The following is a 19,403-nucleotide window of genomic DNA, read 5'->3' on the forward strand; positions in this document are numbered from 1 at the left end:
GCATCACTCGCTGTTGCGCTCCACCGATTCGAGGATGCGGGCACCGGCCATGAACACCGCCAGGGGGCAGACGCCGAACAGCACCCAGCCGCCGAGGCCGGGATATTGCTCGACATAATGGACGCCGCGCTCTGTCGCCCCGAGGCTGAGGCCATAGATGACCATGAACGCCTCGAACTTGGTCTTGATCGTGAACAGCCTGGCAATGCGCGAGAACATGCCGACGCATAAGCAAGCCCCGCGCCAATGGCGGACTTCCGTTGTTTTTGCGTCAGGCTAAATGGTTAACTGTCAATTAACTCGACAAGTAGCAGCTCTTCCAGCAGCGCGCGGCGTGCGTTCTCGATCCGCGCGATGAGCGCGGGGTCGGCGAGATCCTCGCCGGCGATCGCCTCTGGCCAGTGCGCCTCGATCACGGCGGCGATCCGATCAAGCGCCGCCGCGTCGACCAGGAAGCGCGGATCGATTAGCGCCGGATCGCAGGCCACGCGCAGCCGAAGGCACGCCGGCCCGCCGCCGTTGGCCATTGATTCGCGGACGTCGACAACCTCCACTGCGCGGATCGGGCCGTTACCCGCCAGATGATCCTGCAGCCACTGCCATACGGAGGCCGTGTCACGCGCCTCCGCTGGCACGATCAGCGTCTGCGTCCCCGCCGGCGTCGTGACGAGCTGCGCGTTGAACAGATAGGACCGGATCGCGTCCTCGAGGCTAACGCGGGCGGCGGGCACCTCGACGATCTCCACCCCCGGCATCATCGTGCGCAGCCGTTCGTAGAAGGCGTCGCGGGCGGCAAAGGCCTGTTCGTGCGCAAACAGCGTCCGCTCGTTTGCGACCGCGACGACGTCATTATGGAAGGCGCCGGCGGCGATCGCTTCGGGCGATTGCTGGACGAATAGGGTGCGCGCCGCGTCCAGGCGATGCGCGCGGGCTACCGCCTCGCTCGCCTCGCGGTGCTGGCGTGCAGGGAAGGGGCCGCCAGCCTCGCCATAGACGAAGATCTCGACACCCGCTTCGCCTTGCGCCGTCGCAAGCCGCATATGGTTCGCCGCACCCTCGTCGCCGAAGGGCGCTGGGATCGGCGGGTGAACCGCAAAGGCAGGATCGGCGAAGGCAAGCCGCAGTTGCGCCAGCGTCGCGGGCCATTCGTGGCTGCGGTGCGGCATGGTGACGAGGTTCGCGACGGTCAGGTGACAGCGGCCGTCCGCCGTGTCCGGCGCCGGGGACACGGTGGCGGCGTTCGCGGCCCACATTGACGAGGCGGAGAGCGCCCCGGCCCGAAGGTGCGGGGCCGCGCGATCGTAGCTGGTGTGGAGTGCGGAAAGCCAGGCACGGTCGGGCCGAGGGTGGGGCAGAAAGACGCCCTGCGGCAGGCCGAGCGCGAGATTGGCCCGCATCTTGGCAATGCCCTGCAACGCGGCCGCGCGGGGGTGCGCCACGGCACCCGCGTTACGCGTGGCCGCCAGGTTTCCCGGGCTGAGGCCCGCATAATTGTGGCTCGGGCCGACGATCCCGTCGAAATTGATTTCCCGGATCATGATGTGCTCAGATCCGGGGCGCGTGGAGGATGGACGAATCCTCCTTCGCCCCGATGGCCGCGGCGCAGCTTGGGTCGATCACCACGGTATCTCCCACCTCGCGCAGCACGCCGAACGAGCAGCGGAAGTCCGACAGCCGGCCATGCGCCACCAGCGATTGCGTGCCTCCGTCCCGGTCGAGCGCGACGACCCGCGCCTCGCGCGCCTCGCGGATCGTCCGCACCGCATCGATCCGTGCCGTCATCGTGGGGCCGCCGTCGAAGATGTCGATATACTTCTCGAACGCAAAGCCCTCATTCTCCAGCATCCGCATCGCCGCCCGGCCAGAGGGATGCGGAAGCCCGATCGCTGCCCGCGCGGTTTCAGACAGCATGGCGGTATAGATTGGATGCTTTGGCATCAGATCGGCGATGAACTGGTGGCCGTTGATCGCATTGAAAGCATCCGCATCCTGGAAGTTCATGCCGAAGAAGCGCCCGGCAAGCCCGTCCCAGAAGGGCGAGCCCCCCGCCTCGTCGATCACGCCGCGCAACTCGGCGAGGATCCGGTCGCCGAAGCGCGCACGGTGCGCCTTGATGAAGAGATAGCGACTACGCGCAAGCAGCAGCCCCAGCCCGCCGGCCCGCTCGCCGGGGTGAAGGAACAGGCCGCCCACCTCGCTCGATCCTTCCAGATCGGTCGTCAGCGTCAGCATCTCGGCGCGGAAGGTGCGCTCCAGTTCGCGGCTGTGCTGGGTCAGCGTGCTGATGCGATAGCTGTAGAAGGGGTGCCGCTGGCCCACCTGGGTGAAGATCTGGCAGGTGCCGCGAATCTCTCCGGTCGAGAGATTCTCTAGGATCAGCACGAACAATTCGTCCTCGATACCGTCGCCGGTGCGGGCGAAGGCGGTATGGCTGCGATCGAGCTTGGCGCGAAGCGCCTTGCGATCCGGCGGCAGATTGGTGAAGCCGCCCCCGGTCAGCTTGGCCATCTCGTAGAGGTGCTCGAGATCCTCGTCGCGCGCCGCCCGCACCACGAATGTTCCCGGATTCGTCAAAGTCCCTGCTCCGCCAGTCGTAGGATGGTGAGTGCCGACAGGCCCGCGCGTTCGGCGAGGCTGTCGACGATCAGATACTCGTCCGCCGAATGGATCGCGCCGCCGCGCACGCCCATCGTGTCGATCACCGGCGTACCGGCCGCGGCGATATTGTTGCCGTCGCATACCCCGCCGGTGTCGCGCCAGGCGATGGCAAGCCCCAAGTCGGCGCCGGCGTTGCGCACCTTGGCGAACAGCTTTGCGGCGCCGGTGTCGATCGGCTTGGGCGGCCGGTTGAAGCTGCCATGCACTTCGACCCGCACGTCGTGCGCGGCGGATACGTCCGCGGCGGCGGCATCGATCGCGGCGCGGGCGCGCGCGATCTCGTCCTGCCCCCTGGGGCGGAAGTTGACCCGAAGCACGGCAAGGTCGGGGACCACGTTGTTGGGCCCGCCGCCATCAATCCGCGCCGGATTCACCGCGAGGGTCGGACCCTTCACGTCGTTGAGGCGAAGCGCCAGTGCGGCGGCGGCGACGATGGCGTTGCGGCCATCCTCCGGATTGCGCCCGGCATGCGCCGATCGGCCGCGCACGACGATCGAGAAATTGCCCGTGCCACCACGCGCGCCCGCCAGCGTGCCGTCCGGCAGCGCGGGTTCATAGGTGAGGGCGGCAAGCTTCCCGCGCGCCGCCTGCGCGATCAAGGCGGCCGAGGAGAAGGAGCCGGTTTCCTCATCCGAATTGATGATGACGTCATAGCCGATCGGGCAGCCGGCCGCCTCGATCGCTTCCAGTGCGGCCAGCATCACGGCAAGGCCGCCCTTCATGTCGGCAACCCCGGGCCCGTTGATCGTCCCATCCGGCCGGTCCGTGATCGCCTGGAAGGGGTGATCGACCGGGTACACCGTATCCATATGCCCGGTCAGCAATAGCCGGGCCTGCGCCTGCCGACGCACGCTGAGGTGCAGATGCTGGCCATGGGCGATCGGCTCCACCCGGCCGTCCGCCGCCACGCGCTCCGCCGGCGCCGGATCGATCAGCCGCAACTCGCCGGGAAGCGCGGAAAAGGCGTCGGCGAGCTGCCCCGCCACCGCGCTCAGCCCCGCCAGGTTGCCCGTTCCGCTATTGATCGCCGCCCAGGCGCGGGTACGTTCCAGCATGGGGGAGGCGCTCGCATGGTCGATCGCCTGTCGTTCGCTCGTCGTCAGCGCCAGCATCTGGCACTGCTAGCCGAAGCGGGCGGGACCGACCACCCCGTTGGTCTTGCGAATGATTCTCACGGGCTGTGCGCCTTGCCCCGCCGGACCGCCGGGCCTAAAGCGGCCGCCATCCGTTCGCACCTGCGAGAGAAGCTTCGAGAGCGCCATGGTCGACCTGTCGCAATATCTGCCGATCCTGATGTTCCTGGGGATCGCGCTTGTTCTGTCGTCGGCCTTCGTGTTCCTGCCGATGGGCGTCGCGCGCCTGACCGGCGCTCACAAGCCGACCGTTGAAAAGCTCAGCGAATATGAGTGCGGCTTTCCGGCCTTCGAGGATAGTCGCGCGCAATTTGACGTGCGTTTTTATCTAGTTGCGATCCTCTTCATCATCTTCGATCTCGAAGCGGCGTTCCTATTTCCATGGGCGGTCAGCGTGTTTGATCTCGGCTGGGCAGCCTGGATCAGCATGATGATCTTCATCGGTGAACTCGCGCTCGGGCTCGTCTACGCCTGGAAAAAGGGCGCGTTGGATTGGGAATGACCATGCACTCCGGCCCTGTGGAATTGCCGCGCGACGCAAGCGCGATCTCGAGCGGAACCGGGCTTGTCCAGCCCGATCCCGCCTTTTTCAATGACCTGAACGGTGAACTGACCGAGAAGGGATTCCTCGTCACCTCGACGGAGGAGCTGTTCCAGTGGGCGCGCACCGGATCGTTGTGGTGGATGACGTTCGGCCTCGCCTGCTGCGCGGTCGAGATGATCCACGTCAACATGCCGCGTTACGATCTGGAGCGGTTCGGCGCTGCGCCGCGCGCGTCCCCGCGCCAGTCGGACGTGATGATTGTCGCCGGCACGCTGTGCAACAAGATGGCCCCGGCGCTGCGCCGCGTGTACGACCAGATGTCGGAGCCGAAATACGTCATCTCGATGGGCTCGTGCGCCAATGGCGGCGGCTATTATCACTATAGCTACAGCGTCGTGCGCGGTTGCGATCGTGTGGTGCCGGTCGACATCTACGTGCCCGGCTGCCCGCCGACCGCCGAGGCGCTGCTGTACGGGATCATGCAGCTGCAGCGGAAGATCCGCCGTTCGGGGAGCATCGAACGGTGAGGGCGCCTGCACCCCGCTGGGCCGCCGAGCTCAACGACGCGACGCTGGAGGCGGCGCGCGCTGCCATTCCGAACGGGCTGGTCGACGCGTTCGCGCATGTCGGCGAGATCCAGCTGCACGTCCACCGCGATCACCTGATCTCGGCGCTGACGGCGCTGCGTGACACGCCGGGGCTGGAATATCAGCAGCTGATGGACATTGCCGGCGTCGACTATCCGGATCGCGCGGAGCGGTTCGAGGTCGTCTATTGCCTGCTGTCGCTGACCCGCAATCACCGCCTGCACGTTCATGTTGCCGCCAGCGAAGATACGCCGGTGCCGACCGTGACCGAGCTCTGGCCGGTCGCCGGCTGGTACGAGCGCGAGGTTTACGACATGTACGGCGTGCTGTTCGAGGGCAATCAGGACCTGCGCCGGATCCTGACCGATTACGGCTTCCGCGGCCACCCGCAGCGCAAGGACTTCCCGCTCAGCGGATTCGTCGAGATGCGCTATTCCGAAGAGGCGAAGCGCGTGGTGTACGAGCCCGTGAAGCTCGCGCAGGATTTCCGCACCTTCGACTTCACCAGTCCGTGGGAGGGTGCGGCCTACGTTCTTCCGGGTGACGAGAAGGCGGCGCTGCCGGAAGCGAAGGGCGCGCCGACCCCGCTCAGCGCCGATGCGATCGGCAAGGCCGATGCTGCGCAGAGCGAGAAGAAGCCGGCGCAGGCACCCAGCCAGCCTTATGCCAAGGAGCCGGCGACCAGCACTGCGCAGACCGGTGCCGGCAACCCGCATCCGCAGGCAACCCCGCAGCCATCCGACCCCGATGTCGTTCCCGGCAAGGGAGGGCAGAACCAATGACCGACACCGTGCTCAATGATTCGATCGACCCCGCGGTCGAGCGGCTGGCCGACGCCATCCACGACGGTCACGTCGATGATGAAGTGGCGATCCAGAACTACACGATCAATTTCGGCCCGCAGCACCCCGCGGCGCACGGCGTGCTCCGGCTTGTCATGGAGCTGGACGGCGAGATCGTCGAGCGGATCGATCCGCACGTCGGCCTGCTTCACCGCGGCACCGAGAAGCTGATCGAGTACAAGACCTATGCGCAGGCGATCCCCTATTTCGATCGGCTCGATTATTGCTCGCCGGCATGTATGGAGCACACCTTCGTGCTCGCGATCGAGAAGCTGCTCGATCTCGAGGTGCCGATCCGCGCGCAGTATTTGCGCGTGTTCTTCGCCGAACTGACGCGCATCTCGAACCACATGCTGAACCTCGGGTCGCACGTCATGGACGTGGGCGCGATGACGCCGAACCTGTGGCTGTTCGAGATCCGCGAGGATTGCTACGGCTTCCTCGAGCGCGCGACCGGCGCGCGCATGCACCACAATTACTTTCGGCCCGGCGGCGTCCATCAGGATGTGCCGCTGAAGCTGCTGACCGACATTGCCGAATGGCTCGACACGCGCCTGCCGCGCCTGTTCGAGGATGCGATCAGCCTCGTCGCCGACAACCGCATCTTCAAGCAGCGCAACGTCGATATTGCAGTGGTCAGCCGTGACGATGCGATCCGCTGGGGCTTCTCGGGCCCAATGATCCGCGCCGCCGGCATCCCGTGGGATCTGCGCAAGTCGCAGCCCTATGACGTCTACGACCGGATGGATTTCGAGATCCCGGTCGGCACGAAGGGCGATTGCTACGATCGCTTCATGGTGCGCGTCGAGGAGGTCCGCCAGTCCGCGCGGATCATGAAGCAGTGCCTTGCCGAAATGCCGGAAGGGCCGATTGCCAGCCTCGACCGCAAGGTGGTGCCGCCCAAGCGCGCCGAGATGAAGCAGTCGATGGAAGCGCTGATCCACCACTTCAAGCTCTACACCGAAGGCTATCATGTGCCGGCCGGCGAAGTGTATGTCGCCACGGAGAGCCCGAAGGGTGAGTTCGGTGTCTACCTGGTGTCGGACGGCACCAACAAGCCGTACCGTTGCAAGATCCGCCCGACCGCCTTCAGCCACCTGCAGGCGATGGACTTCATGAGCCGCGGGCACATGCTCGCGGACACCACCGCGATCCTTGGCGCGATGGATATCGTTTTTGGTGAATGTGACCGCTGATGGCTGACGCCCCTCAGATCCCCGACGAGGCAGAAGTGCGCGCGCGCTGGGGCGCGTTCGCCTGGACCGACGAAAATCGTGCCAAGCGCGATGCGATCCTTGCCCGCTACCCCGCGGGGCGGGAGCAATCCGCCTCGATCCCGCTGCTCGATCTGGCGCAGCGCCAGGTGGGCGCGGAAACGAACACGCAAGGCTGGCTGCCGATCCCGGTGATCGAATATGTCGCGCGTGAGATCGGCGTGCCGTACATGCGCGTGTACGAGGTCGCGACCTTCTACACGATGTTCAACTTGGCGCCGGTCGGCCGTTATCACGTGCAGGTCTGCGGCACGACGCCGTGCATGCTGCGCGGGTCGGACGATGTGCTCGCGGCGTGCAAGAACCGCGGCCTCACCAAGGGCAAGACGACGCCGGACGGACTGTTCACGCTCACCGAGGTCGAGTGCATGGGCAATTGCGCCTCGGCCCCGATGGTGCAGATCAACGACGACAATTACGAGGATCTCGATTACGATCGCACCGTCGCGATCCTCGATGCGCTGGCGCGTGGCGAGCAGCCGAAGACGGGCACGCAGGAGCCGGGCCGCCACACGGTGGAGCCGCTCGGCGGTCCGACGACGCTGACCGCGATGGTGAACGAGAACCACGATTATCGTTCCGAGTGGAACGCGCCGGCCGCGGGAGCGAGCGCATGAGCGTCATCACGTCCCTGACGGACAAGGACCGCATCTTCACCAACCTCTACGGCTATCAGCCGTGGACGCTGCAGGCGGCGCGCCAGCGCGGTGACTGGGACAATACCAAGGCGCTGCTGGAGCTTGGCCAGGACAAGATCATCGACGTGATCAAGGCCTCGGGCCTGCGCGGTCGCGGCGGTGCGGGCTTCCCCACCGGCACCAAATGGTCGTTCATGCCCAAGACGCCGAGCCCCGAGCGGCCGAGCTTCCTGGTCATCAACGCCGACGAATCCGAGCCCGGTTCGTGCAAGGACCGTGAGATCATCCGCCACGATCCGCACAAGCTGATCGAGGGCGCGCTGGTCGCCGGCTTCGCGATGCGCGCGCGCGCCGCGTACATCTACATCCGCGGCGAATATATCCGCGAGGCTGAGACGCTCTTCGCCGCCGTCCGGGAGGCGTATGACGCCGGCCTCGTCGGCAAGAACGCCTGCGGTTCGGGCTACGACTTCGACGTTTTCGTCCACCGCGGGGCCGGCGCGTACATCTGCGGCGAAGAGACCGCGATGATCGAGAGCCTGGAAGGCAAGAAGGGCCAGCCGCGCCTCAAGCCGCCGTTCCCCGCGGGTGCGGGCCTGTACGGCTGTCCGACGACGGTGAACAACGTCGAGAGCATCGCCGTCGCGCCGACGATCCTGCGGCGCGGCGCGGAATGGTTCGCCAGTTTCGGCGCGGAGAACAATCGCGGCACGAAGCTCTTCCAGATCAGCGGCCATGTGGAAAAGCCCTGCGTGGTCGAGGAATCGATGAGTATCTCGTTCCGCGAGCTCATCGAGAAGCATTGCGGCGGCATCCGCGGCGGGTGGGACAATCTGCTCGCGGTTATTCCGGGTGGTTCGTCGGTGCCTTTGGTGCCAGCGAAGGACATCATGGACGCGCCGATGGATTTCGACGGCCTGAAGGCAGTCGGCTCGGGCCTCGGCACCGCGGCGGTGATCGTCATGGACAAGTCGACCGACGTCGTCCGCGCGATCAGCCGGATCTCGTATTTCTACAAGCACGAGAGCTGCGGCCAGTGCACGCCGTGCCGCGAGGGCACGGGCTGGATGTGGCGCGTCATGGAGCGTCTGCGCACCGGTGACGCCGAGATCGGCGAGATCGACATGCTGCAGCAGGTGACCAAGCAGGTCGAAGGCCACACCATCTGCGCGCTGGGCGATGCGGCTGCCTGGCCGATCCAGGGCCTCATCCGCCACTTCCGCCCCGAGCTGGAACGCCGCATCATCGAACGTCAGGGTGGCAGTCTCGCCCCCATGCAGGAAGCTGCAGAATAATGCCCAAGCTGAAGGTAGACGGGATCGAGGTCGAGGTGCCGCAGGGCGCCACGGTGCTGCAGGCGTGTGAGATCGCCGGCAAGGAAATCCCGCGTTTCTGTTATCATGAGCGGCTGTCGATCGCCGGCAACTGCCGCATGTGCCTCGTCGAGGTGAAGCCCGGGCCGCCCAAGCCGCAGGCCTCCTGCGCGCTGCCGGCAGCGGACAATCAGGAAGTCTTTACCAATACGCCGATGGTGAAGCACGCCCGCGAGGGCGTCATGGAATTCCTGCTGATCAACCACCCGCTCGATTGCCCGATCTGCGACCAGGGCGGCGAGTGCGATCTGCAGGATCAGTCGATCGCCTACGGCCGCGGCCACAGCCGCTTCCACGAGAACAAGCGCGCCGTAACCGAGAAGTACATGGGCCCGATCGTGAAGACGGTCATGACCCGGTGCATCCAGTGCACCCGCTGCATCCGCTTCGCCGAGGAAGTCGCCGGCGTGGAGGAGATCGGCGCGATCTACCGCGGCGAGAACATGCAGATCACCTCCTATCTCGAAGAGGCGGTGACGAGCGAGCTCAGCGGCAACGTCGTTGATCTCTGTCCGGTCGGCGCGCTCACCAGCAAGCCCTATTCCTTCGAGGCGCGTCCCTGGGAGCTCACCAAGACGCTCTCGATCGATGTAATGGACGCGGTCGGCACCAACATTCGCCTCGACAGCCGCGGCCGGCAGGTGCTGCGCGCCTTGCCGCGTGTGAACGAGGACGTGAACGAGGAGTGGGCGACTGACAAGACGCGCCACGCCGTCGATGGCCTGGTGCGCCGTCGCCTCGATCGCCCGTTCGTGCGCCGCGACGGCAAGCTCGTCCCTGTCAGCTGGGACGAGGCGTTCGCGGTGATCGCCGATGTCGCCAAGGGCGCCGGTGACAGCGTCGCCGCCGTGGCCGGCGATCTCGTCGATTGCGAGACGATGTTTGCCGCCAAGGCCCTGCTGAAGAACCTCGGCTCGTCGCTGCTCGAAGGGCGGCAGACGGGCATGGATTATGACACGTCCAGCCTCGCGGCGGTGAATTTCAACACTACCATCGCGGGCATCGAGAAGGCCGACGCAATCCTGCTGGTCGGCACGAACCTTCGCTGGGAAGCCAGCCTCGTCAACACCCGTATCCGCAAGGCGATCAAGCGCGGCGCGAAGGTGTGGGCGGTTGGCCCGGAGACGGAACTAACCTACAAGGTCGAGTGGCTCGGCAATGATCTGGCGGTCCTCGGCAACCTGCCGCAAGCACTGACCGACGCGTTCGGCAAGGCCGAGCGTCCGGCGGTGATCGTCGGCGGCGGGGCGCTGAAGGGCGCGCATGGCGCCGCGCTCGCGCTGGTGGACACGCTTGGCCTGATCAAGGACGGCTGGAACGGCTTCAACGTCCTCCACATGGCGGCCAGCCGGATGGGTGGCCTGATGCTCGGCTATGCGCAAAAGGCCGGTATCTCCGCGCTTTACGACGCGAAGCTCGCCTTCTTCCTCGGCGCCGACGAGTGCGATTTCACGCGCTTCACCGGCTTCAAAGTTTATGTCGGCCATCACGGCGACAAGGGCGCGGCCGCGGCGGACGTGGTGCTGCCGGGCGCAAGCTACGCCGAAAAATCGGGCACCTACGTCAATCTCGAGGGCCGGGTTCAGCGCGGCAACCGCGCCGTCTTCCCGCCGGGCGATGCGCGCGAGGACTGGACGATCTTCCGCGCCCTGTCCGAAGTGATCGGTTCGGTGCTGCCGTTCGATACGATGGGTGAACTGCGCGCCGCCATGGCGCTCGATTGCCCGGATCTCGCCAACGAAGGCCTGGTCACCTTCCCGTGGTCCGCGCCCGCGCTGCCCGCGACGGCAAGCGGCGTCATGGAAGGCTATCCGATCAAGGACTTCTACCTCACCAACGCGATCTGCCGCGCATCGCCCACGATGCAGCGCTGCTCGGCTGAACTGGTGCACGGCGAAACCTTCGCGGAGGCCGCGGAATGACCGCCTTATTCACGTCCTGGGGTTTGGACTATAACTGGGCGTGGTTCCTTGCCACGCTGATCGGTATCCTCGTCATTGCCCTGCCGCTGATGCTGGCGGTGGCGATGATCATCTATGCCGATCGCAAAATCTGGGCGGCAATGGCGCTGCGCCGCGGCCCGAACGTCGTCGGCCCGTTCGGTCTGCTCCAGTCCTTCGCTGACGGTCTCAAGGTCTTCCTGCAGGAAACGATCGTTCCGGCAGCGGCCAATCGCGGGCTCTTCATCCTGGCGCCGATCGTCACCTTCACGGTGGCGCTGATTGTCTGGGCCGTGGTGCCCTTCGATCTCGGCGTGGTGCTGGCGGACATCAACGTCGGCCTGCTGTACGTGCTCGCGGCCTCGTCGCTCGGCGTGTACGGCATCATCCTCGCCGGCTGGTCGTCGAACTCCAAATATCCGTTCTTCTCCGCCATTCGCGCCGCGGCGCAGATGGTGAGCTATGAAGTCGCGATCGGCTTCGTCCTGATCTCGATCGTCCTGTGGGCCGGCACGTTCAACCTCACCGGGATCGTCGAGGCGCAGCGCGGTGTGCTGGGGACGCCGATCAACGGCTTCTTCTTCAATCCGCTGCTGTTCCCGATGTCGATCGTGTTCTTCATCTCGGCGCTGGCCGAAACGGCGCGCGCGCCGTTCGACCTGACCGAGGCGGAATCGGAACTCGTCGCCGGCTATCAGACCGAATATTCGTCGATGAGCTTCGCGCTCTACTGGCTCGGCGAATATGCCAACGTGATCCTGATGTGCGTGCTGAACGCGACGCTGTTCTGGGGTGGCTATCTGCCGCCGCTGGACTGGGCGCCGCTCTATGCCGTGCCGGGCATCATCTGGCTGTTCCTGAAGGCGCTCTTCTTCTTCTTCTGCTTCAGCTGGGTAAAGGCGACGGTGCCCAGGTACCGTTACGATCAGCTGATGCGGCTCGGTTGGAAGGTGTTCCTGCCGCTGTCGCTGTTCTGGGTATTCCTCGTGTCCGGCGTGTTGATGCTGAACCGGGTTGGGATCTGACGCATGGGTATCGCATCGACGATCAAGGCTTTCACTCTCTGGGAGTTCGTGAAGGCGCACGCCCTGACCTTGAAGTATTTCTTCAAGCCAAAGGCCACGATCAACTATCCGTTCGAGCGTAACCCCGTCTCGCCGCGCTTCCGCGGTGAGCACGCGTTGCGCCGCTATCCCAACGGCGAGGAACGCTGCATCGCGTGCAAGCTGTGCGAGGCCGTGTGCCCTGCGCTCGCGATCACGATCGAGGCCGAACCGCGCGAGGACGGCAGCCGCCGCACTACGCGCTACGACATCGATATGACGAAGTGCATCTATTGCGGCCTGTGCCAGGAAGCCTGCCCGGTGGATGCGATCGTCGAAGGCCCGAACTACGAATTCTCGACCGAGACCCGCGAAGAGCTGATCTACGACAAGGCCAAGCTGCTCGATAACGGGGATCGCTGGGAGCGGGCGATTGCGGCCAACCTTGCCGCCGACGCGGCATACCGATAGGCGGCGCGCGATGACGAACCATATTCCCGTGGTGACGGCATGATCCAGGCCATCGCTTTTTATCTGTTTGCGGTCGTCGTGCTCGTTTCGGGCGCGATGACGATCGCGTCGCGCAATCCGGTGCACAGCGTGCTGTGGCTGATCCTCGCGTTCTTTAACGCGGCCGGCCTCATGGTGCTCGTCGGTGCCGAATTCATCGCGATGCTGCTGGTGATCGTGTACGTCGGCGCGGTCGCGGTGCTGTTCCTGTTCGTGGTCATGATGCTCGACATCGACTTCGCCGAACTTCGCGCTGGTTTCGTTCGCTATTTCGGCATTGGCCTGGTGCTTGCCGTGGCGCTGGTCGCGGAGATCGTGATCGCGGTCTTCGCGTGGACTGCGGGGGGCGTCGATCTCGATCGTCGCGCCGCGCCGATCGATGCATCGGTGCCGAACATCCAGGCGATCGGTAACCTGCTTTACTCGCGCTATCTCTTCGTCTTCGAAGGCGCGGGTCTGGTGCTGCTGGTCGCCATGATCGGGGCGATCGTGCTGACTCATCGCCAGAGGCAGGGCGTTCGCCCGCAGAATATCGCGCAGCAGATTGCGCGCCGTCCGCAGGACGCGACGCGCAACGTGCGGCCGGAAATCGGACAGGGGGTGCAGCTGTGAGCGCCATGGCTTCAGGGGGCGTCGGCCTCATTCACTATCTTGTCGTGGCGGCGCTGCTGTTCACGATGGGCGTGCTGGGCATCTTCCTCAATCGCAAGAACATCATCGTCATCCTGATGGCGATCGAGCTCATCCTGCTCGCCGTGAACATCAATCTCGTCGCGTTCAGCGCGGCGCTGGGCGATCTCGTCGGCCAAGTGTTTGCGATGTTCGTGCTGACGGTCGCTGCCGGTGAGGCTGCGATCGGCCTGGCCATCCTCGTTATCTTCTTCCGCGGCCGGGGCTCGATCTCGGTTGACGATCCCAGCCGGATGAAGGGCTGATCCGACCGTGACCTCGATCCTCTTCATCGTCTTCCTGCCGCTGCTCGCTGCGGCGATCGCCGGCTTCGGCAATCGCTCGATCGGCAATGTCGCGGCCAAGGGCGTGACGACGGCGGCGCTGTTCGTCTCCTGCGCGCTGTCGTGGCCGATCTTCATCGGCTTCATGACGGGCAGCCTGTCGGCCACCGTCACGCCGGTGCTCCACTTCATGACGTCCGGCACCTTCAGCGCTGATTGGTCGCTGCGCGTCGACGCGCTGACCAGCGTGATGCTGGTGGTGATCACCAGCGTCTCCGCGCTCGTCCACCTCTATAGCTGGGGCTATATGAGCGACGATCCTGATCAGCCCAGGTTCTTCGCGTACCTGTCGCTGTTCACCTTCGCCATGCTGATGCTGGTGACGGCGGATAACCTCATCCAGATGTTCTTCGGCTGGGAAGGCGTCGGCCTCGCCAGCTACCTGCTGATCGGTTTCTGGTTCCGGAAGCCCAGCGCGCAGGCTGCCGCGATCAAGGCGTTCGTAGTCAACCGCGTCGGTGACCTTGGCTTCATGCTCGGCATCTTCGGCACCTATCTGGTGTTCGGCACCGTCTCGATCCCGGCGATCCTCGAAATGGCGCCGGGGATGGCGGGCTCGACGATCGGCTTCCTCGGCTATCGCTTCGATACGATGACCGTGCTCTGCCTGCTGCTGTTCGTCGGCGCGATGGGCAAGTCGGCGCAGCTCGGCCTCCACACCTGGTTGCCGGATGCGATGGAAGGCCCGACCCCGGTGTCGGCGCTGATCCACGCGGCGACGATGGTCACCGCGGGCGTGTTCATGGTCTGCCGCCTGTCGCCGATGTTCGAAACGTCGCAGACGGCGCTTCACTTCGTCACCGCGATCGGCGCCGCGACGTGCCTGTTCGCCGCCACCGTCGGCACGACGCAGACCGATATCAAGCGCGTGATCGCCTATTCGACCTGTTCGCAGCTCGGCTACATGTTCTTCGCCGCCGGCGTGGGTGCCTATGGCGCGGCGATGTTCCACCTGTTCACGCACGCCTTCTTCAAGGCGCTGCTGTTCCTGGGTGCTGGCTCGGTCATCCATGCGATGCACCACGAACAGGACATGCGTTTCTACGGTGGCCTGCGTAAGCACATCCCCCTCACCTTCTGGGCAATGCTGCTCGGCACGCTCGCGATCACCGGCGTCGGCATCTACGGCATCGGCGGTTTCGCCGGCTTCCACTCGAAGGACGCGATCCTCGAAGTGGCCTGGGCCTCGGGCCGCGGGCAGGGCGCCTTCTGGGTCGGCACCTTTGCGGCGCTGCTGACGAGCTTCTACTCGTGGCGCCTCATGTTCCTCACCTTCTGGGGCAAGCCGCGCTGGGCCGGGTCGGAGCATGTCCAACACGCCGTTCACGACGCTCACGGCCACCACGGCCATGACGAGGCGCATGGCCATGGCGACGCGGCGCACGAGGATGCCGGCCATTCGCCTGATGCTCACACGCGTGATGTTCGAGAAGTTCCGACCGGCACGGCAGGCTACCACCCGCACGAAAGCCCGCTTTCGATGCTGATTCCGCTGATCGTGCTCTCGATCGGCGCCGTCTTCGCCGGCTTCGTCTTCCACGGCTTCTTCATCGAGCCGGAGTCGGGCGAACGCTTCTGGCGCGGCAGCATCGCATTCAGCGAGCACCTTGCGCACGAGATGCACGCCGTGCCGCTGCTGGTGAAGCTGGCTGCCACGATCGTGATGATCATCGGCCTCGTGATTGCCTGGATGGCGTACATCTGGCGCACCGACATCCCGGCGCGCTTCACCGCGACGTTCGAGGTGGTCTACGATTTCGTGGCGCACAAATGGTACTTCGACGAACTGTACAACCTGCTGTTCGTCCGTCCCGCCTTCGCGATCGGGCGCTTCCTCTGGCACAAGGGTGACGAGGGTACGATCGACCGGTTCGGCCCCAACGGCGTGGCTTGGGTCACCCAGCTGTCCAGTCGTGTCGCGGGGCGGGTTCAGACGGGGTATGTCTACACCTATGCCTTCGTCATGCTGATCGGCCTTACCGCCGCTGCGACCTGGGTGATCGCCGGATGACGATCACCTCATTCCCACCGTTCGGGCTGCGCATGTCGAAGCCCATGTTTATCTCGCGGGCGCCACGCCCTTCGACTAGCTCAGGGCGAACGGACGTTAAGTCGTGACATCCTTTCCGATCCTCTCCGTGATGCTCGCAATCCCGGCAATCGCCGCGGTCGCCTGCCTCTTCCTGTCCGCGCAGAGCGCACGCTGGCTCGCGCTGGCGGCAACGCTGGCTGATCTCGCGCTTGGCGTGATCCTTTGGCTGAGCTTCGACATTGGCGGCGCGCAGTGGCAGTTCGTCGAATATGCGCCGGTTTTCGGCCGGTTCGCGTGGGCGCTAGGCATCGACGGGTTCGCGCTTCTGCTGATCATGCTCAGCGTGTTCCTGATGCCGATTTGCATCGGAGCGTCGTGGCAGGCGATCGAGAAGCGCGTGCCGGAATATATGGCGATGTTCCTGCTGACCGAGGTGCTGATGATCGGCACCTTCGCGGCGCAGGATATCTTCCTCTTCTACATCTTCTTCGAAGCCGGCCTGATCCCGATGTACCTTATCATCGGCATCTGGGGCGGGGCGAACCGCATCTACGCTTCGTACAAGTTCTTCCTGTACACGCTGCTCGGTTCGCTGCTGATGTTCATCGCGATGCTCTACATGAGCATCACCGCGGACACGACGTCGATCCCGGCGCTGATGAACTACGACTTCCCGGTCGATGTTCAGACATGGCTGTGGCTCGCCTTCTTCGCCTCCTTTGCGGTTAAGATGCCCATGTGGCCGGTGCACACCTGGCTTCCCGACGCGCACGTGCAGGCGCCTACCGCCGGGTCGGTCATCCTCGCGGGCGTGCTGCTGAAGCTGGGCGGCTATGGCTTCCTGCGCTTCAGCCTGCCGATGTTCCCGGAGGCCTCGGCTTCGCTCGTTTGGCTGATCTTCGGTCTCAGCGCCGTCGCGGTGATCTACACCAGCCTTGTGGCGCTGGTGCAGTCCGACATGAAGAAGCTGATCGCCTATTCGTCGGTTGCGCACATGGCAATCGTGACGGTCGGCCTGTTCGCGTTCAACGCGCAGGGCATCGAGGGCGCGATGCTCGTCATGCTGGGCCACGGTCTCGTCTCGGGCGCACTCTTCCTGTGCGTCGGCGTGATCTACGACCGCCTGCACACCCGCGAAATCTCGCGCTATGGTGGGCTTGCCATCAACATGCCGCGCTACGCCGTTCTGTTCCTGTTGTTCACCATGGCCTCGATCGGCCTGCCCGGCACCAGCAACTTCCCGGGTGAACTCCTGGCGCTGATGGGCTCGTACCAGGTGTCAACCACGATCACGCTGCTGTGCACGACCGGCATCATCCTTGGCGCCGCGTACATGCTGTACCTGTACCGCCGCGTCGTCTGGGGCGAGATCAAGTCGGACGAGGTTAGCGCCATGCCGGATCTGTCGAGCCGCGAGATGTGGCTCCTCGCACCGATCGCTGCCGTTGTTCTATGGATGGGCGTCTATCCGGAGAGCTTCATCGCGCCGATGCGCGCCGACACGCAGCGCCTGCTCGCTCGTATCGAGCGCGCGACGCCGCCGGGGGATTCGCTTCCCACCGAGGGTACGGGTGTCGTCCCCGCCGCGCACGCGGCTCCTTCCGCACATGATTCTGCCGCCGTGGAGGCGCACTGATGGACTATGCATCGCAGGTCGCGATGACCCTTCCCGAGATCGTGCTGGCGCTGGGTGCGTTGGCACTGTTGATGGTCTCGGCCTGGGCTCCAGCTTCGGCGACGCGCGCGCTGTCCTGGACGGCCGTGGCTATCCTCGGTGGTGCCTGCATCGCGCTGATGGGCCCCGCGACCACTGGCGGCAGCGCCTTTGACGGCATGTACCGGGCGGACGCCTTCGCCGGCTTTGCAAAGGTGGTGATCTACATCTCCGCTGCGGTGGCGATCATGCTCGCACCACGCTTCTTTGAGCGCACGTCGGGCGATGATCTTCGTCCGGAATATCCGGTTCTGATCCTGCTGTCGGCGATCGGCATGGGGATCATGGTTTCCGCTGGCGATCTGCTGACGCTCTACGTGGGCCTCGAACTGCAGAGCCTCGCCGCCTACGTGCTGGCCAGCTTCATGCGGCAGGACCAGCGCTCGGCAGAAGCGGGTCTGAAGTATTTCGTGCTCGGCGCACTTGCCAGCGGCATCCTGCTCTACGGCATCAGCCTAGTATACGGCTTCTCCGGCTCGACGCTGTTCGACGAAGTTGCGGGCGCCTATGCCACCGCGAACGTCGGCGGGGACACCAAGTCGATCGGCCTCATGTTTGGCCTCGTGTTCGTTTTCGCCGGTATTGCGTTCAAGATCAGCGCGGTGCCGTTTCACATGTGGACGCCGGACGTCTACGAGGGCGCACCGACGCCGGTGAGCGCCTTCTTCGCGTCGGCGCCGAAGGTTGCGGCGATGGGCCTCGCGGTACGCGTGGCGATCGAGGCAATGGGGCCGGCTGAGGACCAGTGGCGCCAAATCGTCATCTTCGCGGCGCTAGCGTCGATCATCTTTGGTGCTGTAGCAGCGATCGGCCAGAGCAACATCAAGCGGCTGCTCGCCTATTCGTCGATCAACAACGTCGGTTTCGCGCTGATCGGTCTTGCGGCTGGCACGCCTGAAGGTGTCGCTTCGGTGATGACCTACATGACGATCTACGTCGCGACGACGCTGGGCTCGTTCCTGGTGGTGCTGCAGATGCGCGATGCGCAGGGTCATCCGGTTGAGAGCATCGCGTCGCTCGCAGGCCTGTCACGCACGCGCCCGGCACTGGCCGCGGCCCTGGCGATCTTCATGTTCAGCCTCGCGGGCATACCGCCGCTGTTCGGCTTCTGGGCAAAGTTCGCGGTTTTCGACGCGGCGGTGCGCGCGGGCCTGTTCCCGCTGGCAGTGGTCGGCATCGCGGCGAGCGTGATCGGCGCCTATTATTACCTGCGTGTCGTCAAGACGATGTACTTCGACGAGCCGGGCGTGCCCTTTGGTGAAGGCGATCGCCTGGAGGGCGGGCTGATCGCGGTGGCTGCCATTGCGGTTTCGCCGCTCGGCTACCTGGCGATCCCGCTGCTCGGCGCGTGGTCGATGGCGGCGGCGCAAGCGCTGTTCTGATCGGTACCGATCTGTCCCGCATTTTGACGGTCGCCGAAACGGGTTCGACCAACGCCGATCTGCTCGCGCTGGCGGCGGAGGGCGTGGAGGAGGGGCTTTGGCTCCGTGCCGATCGGCAGACCGCCGGCCGGGGCCGCCAAGGCCGGCCTTGGACCTCACCCGCCGGCAATCTCTACGCCAGCACTCTGGTGCGGGTGCGGACGGATGATCCGTCCCCTGCTTCGTTGGCGCTGGTATGCGCGGTTGCCTTGGCCGATACGATCGCGGCGCTCGGCTGCCCGGCGGTGACGATCAAGTGGCCGAATGATCTGCTGCTTGATGGTGCAAAGCTCGCCGGTATCCTGCTGGAGCGGCAGGGGGACGCGATCGTTGCGGGTTTTGGAGTGAATCTCGCCTCTCATCCTGCGGTGGAGGGGCGAGAGACCGCCAGCCTCGCTGGCCAGTTGTGGGTTCATTCGGCAGCGGAACTCCACGAACATCTCATGGCGGAATTCGCACGCTGGCTCGTTATCTGGCGGCGGGATGGGCTGGCACCGGTGATCGAGCGATGGGAGGAACAGGCTCATCCGCGCGGCACCGCGCTGATCGCCAATCTGTCCGACGGATCGTCGGTTCCGGGCGCTTTTGATGGCTTGGCAAGTGACGGCGCGCTTCGGCTTCGCTTGGCGGACGGCGCCACGCGTGTCATCCATGCCGCCGACGTGTTCCTGGTCTAGGAGA

The 19,403-nt window shown here is 65.2% G+C and carries 19 protein-coding genes; 15 read left to right on the forward strand and 4 right to left on the reverse strand.

What is annotated here, in order from left to right:
- Positions 1 to 3 precede the first annotated feature (3 nt).
- The 4 genes from ACH0CP_RS01455 to ACH0CP_RS01470 form a co-directional block, all read right to left on the reverse strand.
- Complete coding sequence (locus ACH0CP_RS01455) at positions 4 to 219, reverse strand: hypothetical protein (RefSeq protein WP_294444359.1); 216 nt, start codon at positions 217 to 219, stop codon at positions 4 to 6.
- A gap of 65 nt (positions 220 to 284) precedes the next feature.
- Positions 285 to 1,541 (reverse strand): N-succinylarginine dihydrolase, encoded by a 1,257-nt coding sequence (locus tag ACH0CP_RS01460; RefSeq protein WP_294444370.1) that lies wholly within the window; start codon positions 1,539 to 1,541, stop codon positions 285 to 287.
- A gap of 4 nt (positions 1,542 to 1,545) precedes the next feature.
- The gene (locus ACH0CP_RS01465; protein ID WP_406875434.1) at positions 1,546 to 2,508 is read right to left on the reverse strand and encodes an arginine N-succinyltransferase; all 963 of its coding nucleotides are present in this window, start codon (positions 2,506 to 2,508) and stop codon (positions 1,546 to 1,548) included.
- A 62-nt stretch (positions 2,509 to 2,570) separates the two neighbouring features.
- Positions 2,571 to 3,770: a hydrolase gene (locus tag ACH0CP_RS01470; RefSeq protein ID WP_294444357.1), complete on the reverse strand. Its 1,200-nt coding sequence runs from the start codon at positions 3,768 to 3,770 to the stop codon at positions 2,571 to 2,573.
- Positions 3,771 to 3,918: 148 nt separating this feature from the next.
- On the opposite strand from ACH0CP_RS01470, the gene ndhC reads away from it, so the two are divergent.
- The 15 genes from ndhC to ACH0CP_RS01545 all read left to right on the forward strand — a co-directional run bounded on the left by ndhC (position 3,919) and on the right by ACH0CP_RS01545 (position 19,399).
- Positions 3,919 to 4,293: an NADH-quinone oxidoreductase subunit A gene (ndhC, locus tag ACH0CP_RS01475; protein ID WP_294444356.1), complete on the forward strand. Its 375-nt coding sequence runs from the start codon at positions 3,919 to 3,921 to the stop codon at positions 4,291 to 4,293.
- 2 nt (positions 4,294 to 4,295) lie between these two features.
- A complete protein-coding gene (locus ACH0CP_RS01480) occupies positions 4,296 to 4,862 on the forward strand; it encodes an NADH-quinone oxidoreductase subunit B family protein (protein ID WP_294444368.1) in 567 nt (188 codons plus the stop codon).
- Positions 4,859 to 5,704: an NADH-quinone oxidoreductase subunit C gene (locus tag ACH0CP_RS01485; RefSeq protein ID WP_406875398.1), complete on the forward strand. Its 846-nt coding sequence runs from the start codon at positions 4,859 to 4,861 to the stop codon at positions 5,702 to 5,704. Before ACH0CP_RS01480 ends, ACH0CP_RS01485 begins: the two co-directional genes overlap by 4 nt.
- Positions 5,701 to 6,960, forward strand: a complete 1,260-nt coding sequence (locus tag ACH0CP_RS01490) for an NADH-quinone oxidoreductase subunit D (RefSeq protein ID WP_294444353.1) — start codon at positions 5,701 to 5,703, stop codon at positions 6,958 to 6,960. Before ACH0CP_RS01485 ends, ACH0CP_RS01490 begins: the two co-directional genes overlap by 4 nt.
- Entirely contained in the window at positions 6,960 to 7,655 is a 696-nt protein-coding gene (locus ACH0CP_RS01495; protein ID WP_294444352.1) for an NAD(P)H-dependent oxidoreductase subunit E, read from the forward strand. Before ACH0CP_RS01490 ends, ACH0CP_RS01495 begins: the two co-directional genes overlap by 1 nt.
- Complete coding sequence (nuoF, locus tag ACH0CP_RS01500) at positions 7,652 to 8,971, forward strand: NADH-quinone oxidoreductase subunit NuoF (RefSeq protein ID WP_406875397.1); 1,320 nt, start codon at positions 7,652 to 7,654, stop codon at positions 8,969 to 8,971. Before ACH0CP_RS01495 ends, nuoF begins: the two co-directional genes overlap by 4 nt.
- Complete coding sequence (gene nuoG / locus ACH0CP_RS01505) at positions 8,971 to 10,971, forward strand: NADH-quinone oxidoreductase subunit NuoG (protein WP_406875396.1); 2,001 nt, start codon at positions 8,971 to 8,973, stop codon at positions 10,969 to 10,971. Before nuoF ends, nuoG begins: the two co-directional genes overlap by 1 nt.
- Entirely contained in the window at positions 10,968 to 12,014 is a 1,047-nt protein-coding gene (gene nuoH / locus ACH0CP_RS01510; RefSeq protein ID WP_294445144.1) for an NADH-quinone oxidoreductase subunit NuoH, read from the forward strand. The genes nuoG and nuoH overlap by 4 nt, the downstream gene beginning before the upstream one ends.
- A 3-nt stretch (positions 12,015 to 12,017) precedes the next feature.
- Positions 12,018 to 12,503, forward strand: a complete 486-nt coding sequence (gene nuoI / locus ACH0CP_RS01515) for an NADH-quinone oxidoreductase subunit NuoI (protein WP_294445145.1) — start codon at positions 12,018 to 12,020, stop codon at positions 12,501 to 12,503.
- A gap of 39 nt (positions 12,504 to 12,542) precedes the next feature.
- Positions 12,543 to 13,154: an NADH-quinone oxidoreductase subunit J gene (locus ACH0CP_RS01520; RefSeq protein WP_294445146.1), complete on the forward strand. Its 612-nt coding sequence runs from the start codon at positions 12,543 to 12,545 to the stop codon at positions 13,152 to 13,154.
- A gap of 5 nt (positions 13,155 to 13,159) precedes the next feature.
- Positions 13,160 to 13,477: an NADH-quinone oxidoreductase subunit NuoK gene (nuoK, locus tag ACH0CP_RS01525; protein ID WP_294445148.1), complete on the forward strand. Its 318-nt coding sequence runs from the start codon at positions 13,160 to 13,162 to the stop codon at positions 13,475 to 13,477.
- 7 nt (positions 13,478 to 13,484) lie between these two features.
- Positions 13,485 to 15,566, forward strand: coding sequence for an NADH-quinone oxidoreductase subunit L (gene nuoL / locus ACH0CP_RS01530; protein ID WP_406875395.1), 2,082 nt, complete (start codon positions 13,485 to 13,487; stop codon positions 15,564 to 15,566).
- A gap of 103 nt (positions 15,567 to 15,669) precedes the next feature.
- Positions 15,670 to 17,223, forward strand: a complete 1,554-nt coding sequence (locus ACH0CP_RS01535; RefSeq protein WP_406875394.1) for an NADH-quinone oxidoreductase subunit M — start codon at positions 15,670 to 15,672, stop codon at positions 17,221 to 17,223.
- Positions 17,223 to 18,683, forward strand: coding sequence for an NADH-quinone oxidoreductase subunit NuoN (nuoN, locus tag ACH0CP_RS01540; protein WP_294444020.1), 1,461 nt, complete (start codon positions 17,223 to 17,225; stop codon positions 18,681 to 18,683). The genes ACH0CP_RS01535 and nuoN overlap by 1 nt, the downstream gene beginning before the upstream one ends.
- Positions 18,650 to 19,399, forward strand: coding sequence for a biotin--[acetyl-CoA-carboxylase] ligase (locus tag ACH0CP_RS01545; protein ID WP_294444019.1), 750 nt, complete (start codon positions 18,650 to 18,652; stop codon positions 19,397 to 19,399). Before nuoN ends, ACH0CP_RS01545 begins: the two co-directional genes overlap by 34 nt.
- The last annotated feature ends 4 nt before the right edge of the window (positions 19,400 to 19,403 follow it).

The sequence above is a fragment of the Sphingomonas sp. 179-I 2A4 NHS genome (assembly GCF_045369135.1).
Lineage (GTDB): Bacteria > Pseudomonadota > Alphaproteobacteria > Sphingomonadales > Sphingomonadaceae > Sphingomonas.

What these genes read in the sequence shown, in the direction of transcription:
- nuoH (WP_294445144.1), top strand. Translation starts at nt 10,968, where the DNA reads ATGACCGCCTTATTCACGTCCTGGGGTTTGGACTATAACTGGGCGTGG.
- nuoN (WP_294444020.1), top strand. Translation starts at nt 17,223, where the DNA reads ATGGACTATGCATCGCAGGTCGCGATGACCCTTCCCGAGATCGTGCTG.
- ACH0CP_RS01480 (WP_294444368.1), top strand. Translation starts at nt 4,296, where the DNA reads ATGCACTCCGGCCCTGTGGAATTGCCGCGCGACGCAAGCGCGATCTCG.
- nuoI (WP_294445145.1), top strand. Translation starts at nt 12,018, where the DNA reads ATGGGTATCGCATCGACGATCAAGGCTTTCACTCTCTGGGAGTTCGTG.
- ACH0CP_RS01465 (WP_406875434.1), bottom strand. Translation starts at nt 2,508, where the DNA reads ATGGCCAAGCTGACCGGGGGCGGCTTCACCAATCTGCCGCCGGATCGC.
- ACH0CP_RS01455 (WP_294444359.1), bottom strand. Translation starts at nt 219, where the DNA reads ATGTTCTCGCGCATTGCCAGGCTGTTCACGATCAAGACCAAGTTCGAG.
- nuoF (WP_406875397.1), top strand. Translation starts at nt 7,652, where the DNA reads ATGAGCGTCATCACGTCCCTGACGGACAAGGACCGCATCTTCACCAAC.
- ACH0CP_RS01490 (WP_294444353.1), top strand. Translation starts at nt 5,701, where the DNA reads ATGACCGACACCGTGCTCAATGATTCGATCGACCCCGCGGTCGAGCGG.
- ACH0CP_RS01470 (WP_294444357.1), bottom strand. Translation starts at nt 3,770, where the DNA reads ATGCTGGCGCTGACGACGAGCGAACGACAGGCGATCGACCATGCGAGC.
- ndhC (WP_294444356.1), top strand. Translation starts at nt 3,919, where the DNA reads ATGGTCGACCTGTCGCAATATCTGCCGATCCTGATGTTCCTGGGGATC.
- nuoG (WP_406875396.1), top strand. Translation starts at nt 8,971, where the DNA reads ATGCCCAAGCTGAAGGTAGACGGGATCGAGGTCGAGGTGCCGCAGGGC.
- ACH0CP_RS01520 (WP_294445146.1), top strand. Translation starts at nt 12,543, where the DNA reads ATGATCCAGGCCATCGCTTTTTATCTGTTTGCGGTCGTCGTGCTCGTT.
- nuoK (WP_294445148.1), top strand. Translation starts at nt 13,160, where the DNA reads ATGGCTTCAGGGGGCGTCGGCCTCATTCACTATCTTGTCGTGGCGGCG.
- ACH0CP_RS01495 (WP_294444352.1), top strand. Translation starts at nt 6,960, where the DNA reads ATGGCTGACGCCCCTCAGATCCCCGACGAGGCAGAAGTGCGCGCGCGC.